We start from the raw sequence: 13,493 nt of genomic DNA, 5'->3' as shown, positions 1-13,493 counted from the left end.
AAATCCTGAGATTAGTATTCTTTATACAGATTGCTTGTTAATTTATACCAACTCCAGTAAATAATTAACCACTCAGCAATTATTTGTTGGAATTGGTATTAGAAAGACAAATCATTTTCCATCGGGTACATTTTGTTACGTAAAGTTTAAGCAAATTCCTGTACCGAAATTGAAGTGTTAAACACTCAGCGATAGTATTGAAATTCGCACTGCCATAGAAAATAGCCAGTTGATGTGTCACAAGGATTAATGTGTCTAACGATTATTACAACGATAGAGTTCAAGAAATCGCGCCGCAGTATTTGTCGCTGTCGTTTGACCAAGTGCATAACAATTGGGCGCACTATTTACCTGCTATCTTAGCCAAACCTAATGCCGCTATTCTTGATGTTGGCGCAGGCGTAGGCCGAGACGTAAGTCATATCGCCAATCTGCTCGCTGAAAAAAATCACGGTGATAATCAGTGCCGTGTTTATGCTGTAGAGCCCGCATTACAAATGCTGCAAAAAGGGCAAACTACAACCCAAGGGCAAAATGTTCATTGGTTGCAAGACGCATTACCCGCATTAGATAAAACCACACGCTTAGAAATTAGCTTTGACCTCATTTTATTAAGTGCCGTTTGGATGCACGTTCCCGTTACTCAACGAAGTCGCTCATTACGAAAACTAGCCAATTTGCTCAAGCCCGGCGGTAAAATAGTGATATCGCTGAAATTTGGTATGACAGCCGAAGAGCAGCATGAAAGGAAAATGTTCGACGTCAGCGTTGAAGAGGTAGAGGCATTAGCACAAAACCTTGGGTTGTTTTCAAAGCTCGAATCGCAGAACAAAAAAGACCAACTAGGGCGTGAGGGCGTTTACTGGCAAACCCTTGTATTGCAAATGCCAGACGATGGTACTGGTGCCTTCCCGTTTATCCGCCATGTGGCCATTAATGACGGTAAATCTGCCACGCACAAACTGGCATTGCTAAGAGTATTATTAAGAATAGCTGATGGGCATGCAGGTGCGGTACTAAGGCGCGAACCTTCTGCAAATGGCGACAGAGTTATACTGCCATTAGGTTTGGTGGCTTTATATTGGATACACCAATACAAAGATTTAATCGATCACCACGGGTTATTCCAAACACCGAATAAAAGCCCCAATATGGGCTTTATGAAAGACAACGGCTGGGGGCAACTAACCCACAGGTCCGCCGCCGATTTTCGTATTGGTAACTTATTTGTCGGTGCTGACGCAAAAGCGTTATACCGAGCGCTTTCGGCCAGTGCTCAAAATATAAGAGAGATGCCAAGCAAGTACATTACCCTACCTAATAGCGATATTCGGGTGTTTGAAGTAGACGCAAAAACCGTTAGAGCAAAAGACAGTTTGTTCTTAGATTTAGATTCTCTATCTAAGTGGGGCGAGTTCTCATTACCCGAAACCACGTGGTTGGCACTCAGCCGATATGCCTGCTGGATAGAGCCAGTTTTAGTCAGTGAATGGGTAAAAACCATGGCCGGCTACAAAGGCAACCAAGACTTCAGTTCGTCAGACAAACAACACTTGCTGTATCAAGCTTTGAAATGGGAAGAGCCAGTGCGCTCAACCACAGACGTACGACAACGATTCGACGCCCTTGCCAGCAGCCAACAAATGCAATGTGTATGGTCAGCGAAAACCTTAAAACAAAAATACGACATCGATCACAGCATGCCTTTTTCACGCTGGCCAAATAATGACTTATGGAACCTAGTGCCCAGCGACAGCAAGGTTAACAATAACAAACGAGACAAATTACCCTCAGAAAAAACACTTAGTGCTGCCAAAGAGCGCATGCAACACTGGTGGGCATCGGCGTGGTTAAACGAAAACGGTTCTAACCAAAAACAACGCTTCTTCGCCGAAGCGAATATCGCACTCCCCGGGCTCAGTGCACAAAACGATTCTATCGATGATCTATTTGAAGCCCTGCTGTTACAAAGAGGCCGCTTAAAAGATATGCAGCAGTTGAGTGAGTGGTAGGGGGTAACGCAGAGTTATTAATTAATAAAAACTTGCTCCCGATGATATTCCATAAAGCCTTGGTGTTTTGGCGTCAATTTAATAGACATTTCAGAGTGAATACCTAATCGCCTAAAATCATCCAGCGCCTCAGAAACAACGATTTGCCCCTTCTCTTTAAAAGTGATGTAACCTAAATCGAAAGCCTTATCGAAGTTTGCCAATAACAATAAACCGTTGTAGGGATCGACTCTTTCTTGGTTGTTAGAATCACGCCACGGTTTAATATGTGAAGCTATTAAAAATTCAAGTTGATGGTATTGAGTCAATGCGCAGCCTTGCCAGTATCTTATGAGTTCGGTTCGAAATTGACCCTGTCCCATTCTAGTTTTTATTAATCTCGCCTTTTCAGTTTCATTGAGTCGCTTATCTTGCAACAAAGTATCGATATCTTGGCTAATCGATACTTGAAATATGTCGTTCAAAAATTTTCGGTAAGACCTAAGTGCAGCACTGTACATGCCTTTGCCTTTTGCATCGCGTAGCTGAAACTCCTGATGCTGTAAGGTATCGGTCATAATTGCGCTGAGTTCTTCAGCATTTTTTATATCTAGAAAGCTTGGGATGGTATATCCCCATTCCATAAGCCATCGAGGGATAGTCGTTCTCAGAGCACCGAGATAATTCTTGATGGTTTTTTCTGATTTGCCAAGGCTACTGGACCATGCTGTATATTGCTGCTCAAAATAAACAGACGAACTTTCCATGGCTTGCATTCCCATATATTAAGGTTGATAGAATATTTAAATTTACTTTAATTTCAGCTGTTTAACCACAACTTAAAGCCGTAGTGAAATGTGATTGTCTTGAGCAAAAACAGAAGAGTATTTTAACCAACTCCTTTGAGGTCAACGAGTAGAATGTAGAAAAGTGATGTTAAAAATTAAATTGACTTTTATCTGTCATACCAATCATCAGAAACGTATAATTTCGCTCAATTTTTTTATTTGATCATAGAGAATGTCGAGCAATTTTACCGCTATAGACTTATTTTCAGGGGCTGGGGGCTTTTCTCTAGCCGCTCATTCTGTAGGTTTTAATTTACTAGCTGCCATCGAATTTGATGTGAATGCGGCAAACACCTGTTACCAAAACCTAGTTCAGAGATTGGGGGCTTCAACACAAGTCTTTGCCCAAGATATTAACGATGTCGATATTGATGGATTAATGAAATACCAAGGATTAAAACAAGGCGAATTAGACTTATTGCTTGGTGGTCCTCCATGCCAAGGTTTTTCTTCTCACAGGATCAAGGATGCGGGTAAAGATGACCCACGTAATGCCTTGCTGATACGTTATTTTGATTTTGTCGAACGACTAAAGCCCAAAGTATTTTTGTTGGAAAATGTACCCGGTTTATTATGGCAAAGGCATGCAGATTACCTTGCGAAGTTTCTAAAACTTGCTGAAGAACATGATTACCAAGTTATTACAGGTGCACCACTTATTATAAATGCAAAGGATTATGGAGTACCTCAAAACCGCAAAAGAGCTTTTATCTTAGCATTAAGAAGAGACATTTCTGCTGAAGAACTTATTTGGCCACCGAAAGCAACGCACAGTCAAGCTGGTAATAATAAATGGAAAACGGCGTCAACAGTATTTGAGAAGCCAACAGTCGAAGTCCTTGATGGTTTTAGGAAGCGGCTAATTAAAAAATTCGACTTCACTCAAGATGCAGCGCATAAATGTATAGATAATTTGGTTTGGGGGAAACCTTTAGAAGCTAACGATCCATGCAATGTGCATATGCAACATTCTGAAAAAATGACATCATTATTTAAAGAGACTCCATTGCTAGGTAGCCGTGATGAATCAGGTAGAGAGCTTGCTTGCCACAAAAATTATGCAGGGCATAAAGACGTATATGGCAGAATATATCCACACTTACCTTCTAATACTATGACAACAGGATGTAACAACCCATCAAAGGGGCGTTTCGTTCATCCTTGGCTAAATCATGGAACATCTTTAAGGCACGCGGCAAGACTTCAAACTTTTCCTGATGATTATTTTTTTGAAGGGGGGATAATGTCTATCGCTAAACAAATAGGTAATGCAGTGCCTGTTGAACTTGGTAAAGCTTTAATAAATCAGATAAAAATTCAAGTCTTAGACAAAAACAAATAGTTTATTTTTCATCTATAAAACCATACTATTCTAGATTAATTAAAGGAACAATTAATTTGGAATAGTATGGTTGCTTCAGTTTCATTTCAAACTCGTGCCCGCACAATAGATCACCTTGGTCGTGAACAAATCGCTGATTGCCCTACTGCAATATCCGAACTTTGGAAAAATGCATACGACGCATATGCGCGCAATGTATCTTTAAATATTTTTGATGGGGAGTTGCAGGTTTCTTCACTCGTTGATGATGGTCATGGCATGTCCATTGATGATGTAAGAGAAAAATGGTTAACCGTTGGGACAGAATCTAAAGCCACTGGCGCTGAAGTTGATGAATCTGATAGAAATGGCTTAGAAAAGATACGTGTTAAGCAAGGACAAAAAGGTATTGGTCGATTGTCATGTGCGGCTTTAGGTTCCTTAATGTTGCTTGTAACTAAAAAGAAAAATCACCAGTTTGTTGCTTGTCTTCTAGATTGGCGTTTATTCGAGAATCCTTACTTAATGCTACATGACATTAAGTTACCGATTGTGGAATTCTCGGTTCGTATTGAGTTAAACGATATTTTACCAAAGATGTTTGACTCCCTTATGGGGAATATTTGGGGTGATGGAGAAGATTTAAGTCGGAATAGCCGAATCGAATCAGCATGGTCCTTATTCCATGAACAAGAGCTCAGAGAAAAGAAAGACTCAACAAGAGTAGCTATAGAAAAAACAGTAATCGAAACATGTTTTACTGAGCGTCACTTTGATACTTGGCCTGTATGGACTGGTAAATCAAATAGCGGTACTGCAATGTTTATTGCCGATATACATGAAGACTTAACAGCTCAACTATCGGCAGATTCAGGCTCTGAAGCTGATGGCACTGAGGTAAGAGCAAAAGAGCGATTTATTCAAACGTTAAATAGTTTTGTGAACCCTTTTAATCGCGAGGATGAAGTGGGGATTACTGATTTCAAGACATCAGTAGTGGCTTGGAATGGTATGTTACAGCGATTTGTCATAGACGAAGTGCGAAATTTTGATATAGATAATTTTGAACAACTTGAACATATCATCGATGGAGTGGTTGATGAAGAAGGTAACTTTAATGGTAAAGTTAAGGCGTTTGGCGAGTGGCACGATGATATATCGATTAAGCCAAAATCACGTTATAAAACGCGCAAAGATACTCGGTTTGGTGAGTTTAAGGTTAGGTTAGGTACTTTTGAAGTAATTCGAAAAAACAGCTCTTTGTCTGATGAACAATATATAAATTTTATCGAAATGAGAAAGCTATTTGGCGGTGTAATGGTATTCCGTGACGACTTAAGAGTAATGCCATACGGCCGTGAAGATAATGACTTTTTTGAAATAGAAAAAAGACGAACTAATAATGCGGGTACGTTTGTATTTTCTAACCGAGCTTGTTTTGGTGGAGTCAATATAACCAAAGCTGAAAATCCTAATTTAAGAGATAAAGCTGGACGAGAAGGTATTATTGATAACAAAGCTTCAAAGCTTTTTCGTGAAGTAGTTGAAAATATACTTATACAAGTAGCAAAGCGTTTGATTGGTAGAACCTCAGATAACAGACATATTAAATTAGATGAAATAAACGCAATTAATTTGGCTGAAAAAGCAGCAATATCTCGTAGGGCGTTACTGAAAAAAGAAAGGCAAAGAGTAAAGGGTTCAATTTCAAAAAACCGCCCAAATTTGTTGAAAACTCAGCAAGACCTTATCGAATTGAGTATTTATTTGAGTAACGAATGTAAATTAGATAACCAAGATGAATTGACACAGTTAAAACATGAATTGAATGAAATAGATGGAAGAATAAAAGGTTTTTCACTTAGTCCTGTTCCAAGAAATCTAGGCAGCATAGAGGACGATTATCGTGATTATCGAGATATAGAAAGTGACTTAAAAACTACTTTTAATTCGTTATGCCATTCTGTCGAAAACGCAATCAATAAGTTAGTTGTTAAGAAAGATATTGAAATAGCAGAAAAAAACTTCAGTAGTAAAGCAGGTGTTCTGCATCATAAAATCCGTAAGCTTGCCAATAATGGCAGAAGCTTAATTAAAGCTGAACTACGACGATTCGAAGAGCAGATTGAAACTGCGAATAAAGCCTTTCATAATAAATTGGCAGTACATATAGAAGATCTTGCTGCTAAACGCACAACACTTCAACATGTAAACTCTATTATTGAAACTGAGTATCAGAAGCAAGATATAGAAATAACACAGTCATTAAGTGCATATATTAATGCTTTGGAAAGCCTTAAAGAGCAGATTGACTTAGAGGGTTTAGCTATACAGTCTGTAAATGAAAATAGCCGTCTGCAAAAACAGAATGAACAACTCCATGCTTTAGCCCAGCTGGGCATTTCAGTAGAAATAATTGGCCACGAAATCGAAGGTCAAGATATGACGATTGAACGGGGTTTAAAAAAACTCGGCGAATCTAATTTAGATGATAAACAGAAAGATGCATTAAGTAGTGTAGCTCAAGCTCACCAATCTTTAAGTGATTCATGGAGATTTTTAAGTCCACTCAAACTGGCTGGTGAGAAGGTGCGCATTCAAATATCTGGCGATGACATATTTCACTATGTCAACGAGTTTTTTCAAAAGCGTTTAGAACAAAATAAAATAGAATTTGAGCAGACTGATGCCTTTCATAAATTTAGTATTTATGAACAACCATCAAAAATTTATCCTGTATTCATCAACTTAATCAACAATGCCAGATATTGGGTTAAGGAAACTAATGAATCTCAAAGGAAAATTACATTAGATACAAAAGATGGCTTGGTGATAATTGCTGATAATGGTCCAGGTGTAGATATTGATGATGTAAACGAATTATTTACTTTGTTCTTTTCGAAAAAGCAACGTGGCGGGAGAGGAGTTGGCTTGTATCTTTGCAAGAGTAATCTTGCTTCTGGAGGACATAAAATTTTCTACCAGACAAATACTGATAAAAAGGTGTTGTCTGGTGCCAACTTTGTAATTGATTTTAAAGGAATAAAAAATGCTTGATGGAAATTTTGATTACAAACCATTTTTAAAAGAAGCGTATATAGAACCAATAAGAACTGTGACGGTTATTGATGACGAGTATCCCACTTTAGAATGTTTAATTGCTCAAGGTAGGGAAGGTTATAAAGACGAAGATATCGACAGGTTATCTGAAATTATCAAAGTAAGCCGAGAGGAAAATTTTAATTGGTTATTAGATGTGTACGATGGGAAAGAGAAAGCTCTTGAGATTGAGAACGTATCGCGACGCCTTTATCACAGTGATTTGCTAATTCTTGATTATCATCTAGATGGTGAAGACGATGGATTATGTCAGAAATCATTAAATATAATTAAACACTTAGCTGATAATAGACATTTCAACATAGTTGCAGTTCATACAAAAGGTTATACGAACGAAAAAGGTAGTGTAAACGACGTTTATTGCGATATTGTTGCTTCATTACAAGCTAGGCCAAAAGAAGCTAATCTACATGAAAAACCCCGTAAAATGGTCGAGAGCGCACTTGATGATTGGTCAGATGAAAATGAAAATATTAGGCAAGAGTTAACCGATTCAATTAGTAAAATTGATTTGCTTTCTTTAATACATAAAAATTCTAATTCATTATTTTCAGGTTTGTGTGAGGACGAAAGATTACAAGTTTTTAACTCTATATATCAGCAGAAACCAGATGACATCAAACTCTGTATAAAACTGCTAATGAGATGGTTGGTATCTGAAAAATATAAGGGCTTAGATGCGATAGCACCAGTTAAAACTGCCAAACATTTCGATTGGGGGATCAATGGTGAAATTAACTGGTTAAAAACAGAAGACTTGTTTCTAACAGTCGTCGGGAAAAAAACGACTAAAATTAATGATATACCAGATAAATTGTTAGAGGCTATGGAGTTTTGGCGCCCACATCCTCACAAGTTAATTCTTTCAAAGTTGAGGAATGAAGTCGAATGTAAGGGCATTTCAGCATCGAGTAATATTCTTAATAAAAGGTATTTGCAAGCAGCTTGGCTTAAAGAGTTAATACAGTCTAAAACAAAATACGAATCAAAAACTGCTGCTTGGTCAACTGTTTCAAAACTTTGGGAAGAGCTAGCTACAGAAATAAAGGATGACTTAGGTGACTTCACTGTTAATTTATTGGAGTCTCTGAAGCAGGCTGATACAGATGAGAACAAACTATTAAGTTATTTTGTACCTGAAAAAAATGAAGGTGATGAATTAGAACAAGTAAAGCATGCAAATTGTTTTAGCTGTAGCCGAAAAATCAGTACACACCATATAATCACGGGGCATGTTTTAAAGATTAACAATAATTTTTGGCTATGCTTAACTCCGATATGTGACTTGGTTCCTGATCAAAAAAATAGAGAAGAGACTAATGGAGAGCAAGATATTAAACCCCTAATGCCTGTAACTTTAGTGCAGATGTACGATGCAAAGGAAGCATTAAAGTTAACTAGGGATAGCATGTGGTCAAGTCTGAAGCAAGTTGAAGTGGCTCTTCCTGAGCTTAGCGAACTTGAGATTTTACAACAAATAATTAATTATTCGTCTCAAAATAACTTACTCTTCATACAACCAGATGGGCCAGAAGGGGATATAAGAATTTTAAGTTTTACCGTTGGTTTAGACGGAAAAGCGAACCCAAAAGCTAAGCAGTACTATATCGAAAATCAGGGAATCTTCGATTGTGATAAAAAAATTAAATTACACTTGTCTGAGCCATGTGATAAAGGCACATCACTTACGGTTAAACCTCATGACGGAGTCGTGGTGGCGGAGCTAAGGTATGAATATGCTTTAAATTTAATGAGCCGTCTCGGTTTTGCAAAATCGAGAGTTGGGCTGGATTTTATCAATAATTAATCTAAAAATCGCTTACCAATACACCTATATTTAAGTTGTGCTTAGGCTTTCTTCAACCCAAAACACGCTGGCATAGAATAATACCTGCGATCAACGCGATAGCTGCGGAGCCAGGTGTGACTATTAGGCGTTGCCAGTTGGGATGATTGCGCCATCTAGCGAGCAATACAAATGCGACGAGTATGATCGCCAGTTGGGCGAGTTCAACACCAATATTGAAGCTGACGAGGGCTAACACTAGGCCTTGTGAGGGGAGCCCGAGTTGGCTTAAGGCTGAGGCGAAACCTAGGCCGTGTATTAAGCCGAACGCGATAACGATGATGAGTCGCCACCACGGGCTTGGTCGCCAAAATATGTTTTCAACCGCTACCCAAAGTATTGATAAGGCGATGATTGGCTCGATGATACTGGCCGGGACCGCGATAGCGCCAAACGCCGCTAAGCCAAGTGTTACCGTGTGGGCAATGGTAAAGCCGGTGATCCAAATCAGCAGGTAACGCACTTGGGTGATCCCCAAAAATAAACCGAGTACAAATAGGGCATGGTCCCAGCCTTGGGGGATAATATGAATAATGCCTTGCCACACATAATGTAGCCATTCGCTGGCGTTTTCACTTTGCTGGGTGCGTTGTTGCGATTTCAGATTTTCTGGGTGTAAGGCGAACGTTGGGCTTTGTTGGTCGCGCACCAGCCAGCGGTTTAAGCTTCGGCCGCTTGATGTTTGTTTGATACTGATAGCGATGGGTTCTTCAAAACTAAATTTGCCGGTGAATTTGGCGCGTAGCTGTGCCGCTGAGCCCTTTGGTACGCTGGGTAGAGTTGCGGTAAATACAAACTGGGTCATAGGCCAGCTGAGGTCAGACATAAATTCATTTTGTGAAATGTCGCTAGGCAAGTCTATTTGGGTGAGTTGCCAATTCAGCGGTTGGCCCTCAAGGGTGATGTCACTCGCGGAGATTAACTTTTGTGCCAGAGCGCGAATATCGGGGGCATTTAGCGGCACTGTGATGCGGGATAATTGGTAGTAGGCTTCACTGCTGCCGGTTTCTTTGGTTAGGTCGACTGTGACCTCAAGGGATGCGCTGTGTTCGTCAACCTGGCTTAAGGAGACGCGAGTCATGTTGAGTAAATGCGCCTGCGCGGTTGGCGCAACTAGGGCTGCTAACAATAAAAGTGCTATTAGCCCTGTTTGCCCGATGAGCCCTTTCAGCTGGCACAGTGCAGGGTTGCTGGGTGTGTTGCGCTGCATCATCACCAAATAACGGGGTGGGTTTCGCCGGTCGTGACGTTCACTAATCCGCTTGGGTTACCTTCGTAAGGGGCGACGAGTTGCCACTTCCACGGTGCGGCAGTTAAAAATGCAAAGCGCATACGTTCGGGTAGGCCGGGCATGCCAATCCATTCCATGTTGTCAGCTTGTTGTTGTAGGTGCTCCATTTCTGCTGCGACTTCGGTGACTGGCCTTGAGGTCATCAAACCTGCAATGTCTAATTTTACCGTGGCCACGACTTTGCCTTCTTTGACCAGTGCCCAACCTCCGCCAAGTTCGGCGACGGTATTGGCGGCCAATGCCATGGCTGCGTCGTTATTGCCGACACTCCATATATTGTGTAAGTCGTGAGATTGAGAGCTAGCGAGTGCTGAGTTAGGTGTTTTGGGCCCAGCATTTTGCCAAATCATTTTAGATACTGCGGCGGTGCCATGGTAGCGGTCTACCACGGCGACTTTTATAAGGTTATTGGCGGTATCTGCATCTATTGTACCTTGCGCCGAAACGGGCAGGGTTTTGGTGATGAAGTTTGGCTTAAACCAGAAAGGCTGCAACACCGCAGCTTGCACGCTTTCTTTGCCTTGTGGGGCGTGGATCGCGAAGTCTTCTGGGGTTAAGGCGCGGCCCACATTCATGGTTTCGGTTAGCCATTGTGGGTAATCAATAGCAGCGATAGGCAGTTGGTATTCATCCTTGATGCCTGCTAATAAGCCATTGGCATACACTCGTTCAATTGCCACGGTTTCGGGATTGCTCAGTAACACGATATCGGCATAGCGACCGGGGGCGATTGAGCCTACCAAATGGTCAACATTAAAGTGGCGCGCTGTGTTGTAGCTGCCAAGTTGGTAGGCAATTTCGGTGGGTACGCCGCGCTGAATAACGTTGCGAATGTTGTAATCCATCGAGCCTAATTGCAAGGTGGCGAACACGTCACGGTCGTCTGTGGTGACGGAGACATTGCTCCAATCTTGTAGGTTCATTTCGAGCAATTTGGGGATCAAGGTATCAAATGCGGCGTGTTTCACTTCTAAAAATATGCCGCGCCGCAGCTTTTCAATGCCTTCTTTGGCTAGCCTAACCTCATGGTCAGAGGCTAGGCCAGCGGCGGCAAAGGCGCTGATATCAGTTTGCGAGGTAAGGTTCATACCGTGGCCTTCTACTACGCCGCGGTTATCGTAGGTGGCTTGGATCATCTCCCAAATACGTTGGTGGCCACCGTTATCGGCATTGATAATCGCTGACCAGTCCATGACTTCACCTAACGCAACCACGCGTAAGTCTTGCTGCATAAAGTCACTCATTTCTTGGTAGCCGTAATAGCCACCGCCTGACTCATACACGGTAGGCGGTGTGGCTGAGCCTATGGCTGGGAATATTTTTAACGGGCTGCCTGCTTGCTCGGCGGCTAGCCAAAAATCGACATTGCGGGTGCCAATGACATTCGATACTTCATGGGAGCCTTCTACTGTCCATGTATTTCCTTGGGGAATGACCAAGGCCGCTTCGTATTCAGGGGTTAAGTAAGAACTTTCAATGTGTTTGTGTGACTCGCCAAAGCCAGGTACGGCCCATAGTCCGTTAGCATCAAATTGTTCTGTTGCTTGGCCTTGCCATGTGCCGGTATCGCCAACCCAAGCGATGCGGCCTTTAGCGATAACAATGTCTTGCTTGGGTAGCCATTCCTGGGTGAATACATTCAGCAGGGTTGTATCGCTGATGATTAAATCTGCTGATTCACGCCCTAGGGCTACTTGGGTGAGAAATTGGCGGGTTTTTATTTCAGGGCTGAATTCGATATCACTTTGGGTTTTATCCTGTGTTTCGTATGCCGTTTTATTGGTTGGCGTTGGAGGGGAGCACGCGGTGAGCAACAAACTGCCTAAGCCGAAAAGGCTCGCGGTTAAAACCAAACGAAGAGTAGGGGTCACGGTTATGTCCTTAAATAAAACGCATTAGAAACGGGCTGAAGTGGCGAATATGCATCATAAATGCCAGAAGTTGACCATTTGGACAGGTTCCCATAGGACAAGGGACGTAGCGGGGAATACAGCGGAATAAGGCTGATTAAACAGCGGTCTGCACCTGACGTGTTCGATTGATTTGGGGGAATTGCACTAAATTAAGGCGGGGATGACGTTTAATCGAACAGGGTGGTATTTTACCTCTGTATCAAGTTATTGCTATAAACCACGATTTAAGAATTACGAAGGCACCCAAGATAAGGGCAGTGATTTGCGCAATGTTAAAAACCTACATGTATTTATTTGGAACTTACTTTTCTTCTGATCAATAAAAATATTGAACACGAGAACAGCAAACCTAAATTGGGTTCAGATACTGAAACCGCCGCAGATTGTTGTGCTGAAAATGATGCCGTTGTAGCGCTTATACCATCGATTAAATTGCCCAATGTACCGCTACTGATGGATGTGAATCGAAACAAAGTTAGGTCAGATTGTGCTTCGAAAGTGGTCTCAAAAGTGCTCCATGCTTTTTGAATGTGATCATCAATGATTTGGCTAAATAAGAAGCCGTTGCTAGCGTCTATAATTTCGAAAAGAAAGCTCTCATTTTTCTTTGTTCTGGCAGCGTAAGCAAAAGAAACATCGTACAGTTCGCCAGCCTGACTATCGATTGACTGAAAGATAGAATAGACGTTTTCACCGTTGGCATTTAGCTCTGCGTATTGGTCACCTTCAAATGCTTGTAAGCCACTGAAATTATCCCATAACTCCATGGCGGATCCCTCCCAGCCGGTCACTGAGTTGGCGCTAAAGGCTTTCCAGCTATTTGAGGAAATATTATTGTTTTCAAAGCCCCCATTTAAAATCAAATTTGCATGGGATGATGTACTCGTGATGAACAACAATAAGAAGATAAATTTAAGTTTAAGCATGTACGGCAACCTCAGGCTTATAAGTATTAGTGAATAAATTTCCGCGAGATTATAAAGAGTTACACCGAGGTTAAAAATTAGCCTTTAGATTACGCGACTATAGTTGCAAGCATTTGTCAGAGTGACATCCATGATAAGGTCCATGAAAAATGCGCCTGTCTTCACGCAACTTACGTTCTTCGCCCTTGTTGCTCGAAACCTCATACCTCCCACTCAATTTACATACCTAATCTCTTG

Annotated in this window: 8 protein-coding genes; 4 read left to right on the top strand and 4 right to left on the bottom strand. The window is 41.3% G+C overall.

Translation table 11 applies throughout. From position 1 onward, the window contains the following. Nucleotides 1–251: 251 nt before the first annotated feature. Entirely contained in the window at nt 252–2,012 is a 1,761-nt protein-coding gene (locus tag GQS54_RS19005; RefSeq protein ID WP_166425503.1) for a class I SAM-dependent methyltransferase, read from the top strand. A 17-nt stretch (nt 2,013–2,029) separates the two neighbouring features. On the opposite strand, the gene GQS54_RS19000 is transcribed toward GQS54_RS19005, so the two are convergent. Further along, nucleotides 2,030–2,758, bottom strand: coding sequence for an HNH endonuclease (locus GQS54_RS19000; protein WP_166425502.1), 729 nt, complete (start codon nt 2,756–2,758; stop codon nt 2,030–2,032). A gap of 253 nt (nt 2,759–3,011) precedes the next feature. Here GQS54_RS19000 and GQS54_RS18995 point away from each other — a divergent pair, with 253 nt between their 5' ends. The 3 genes from GQS54_RS18995 to GQS54_RS18985 all read left to right on the top strand — a co-directional run bounded on the left by GQS54_RS18995 (nt 3,012) and on the right by GQS54_RS18985 (nt 9,087). Beyond that, nucleotides 3,012–4,181 carry a DNA cytosine methyltransferase gene (locus GQS54_RS18995; protein ID WP_166425501.1) on the top strand — a complete coding sequence of 390 codons (1,170 nt, stop codon included), beginning with the start codon at nt 3,012–3,014 and terminating at the stop codon, nt 4,179–4,181. Between the two features lie 66 nt (nt 4,182–4,247). Beyond that, complete coding sequence (locus GQS54_RS18990) at nt 4,248–7,217, top strand: sensor histidine kinase (RefSeq protein ID WP_166425500.1); 2,970 nt, start codon at nt 4,248–4,250, stop codon at nt 7,215–7,217. Beyond that, entirely contained in the window at nt 7,210–9,087 is a 1,878-nt protein-coding gene (locus GQS54_RS18985; protein ID WP_166425499.1) for a response regulator receiver domain, read from the top strand. The genes GQS54_RS18990 and GQS54_RS18985 overlap by 8 nt, the downstream gene beginning before the upstream one ends. Before the next feature lie 52 nt (nt 9,088–9,139). On the opposite strand, the gene GQS54_RS18980 is transcribed toward GQS54_RS18985, so the two are convergent. The 3 genes from GQS54_RS18980 to GQS54_RS18970 form a co-directional block, all read right to left on the bottom strand. Then, nucleotides 9,140–10,207 (bottom strand): HupE/UreJ family protein, encoded by a 1,068-nt coding sequence (locus GQS54_RS18980; RefSeq protein WP_166425498.1) that lies wholly within the window; start codon nt 10,205–10,207, stop codon nt 9,140–9,142. Nucleotides 10,208–10,338: 131 nt separating this feature from the next. Then, on the bottom strand, nt 10,339–12,288 hold the full coding sequence (locus GQS54_RS18975; RefSeq protein ID WP_166425497.1) for an adenine deaminase C-terminal domain-containing protein: 1,950 nt from the start codon (nt 12,286–12,288) through the stop codon (nt 10,339–10,341). 332 nt (nt 12,289–12,620) lie between these two features. Continuing rightward, nucleotides 12,621–13,256: a DUF642 domain-containing protein gene (locus GQS54_RS18970; RefSeq protein WP_166425496.1), complete on the bottom strand. Its 636-nt coding sequence runs from the start codon at nt 13,254–13,256 to the stop codon at nt 12,621–12,623. Between the last annotated feature and the right edge of the window lie 237 nt (nt 13,257–13,493).

Origin of the sequence: Paraglaciecola sp. 20A4, from assembly GCF_011378905.1 — a bacterium.
Lineage (GTDB): Bacteria > Pseudomonadota > Gammaproteobacteria > Enterobacterales > Alteromonadaceae > Paraglaciecola.
The sequence above is the reverse complement of the archived record's forward strand: the minus strand, read 5'-3'. Positions and strand labels throughout refer to the sequence as shown.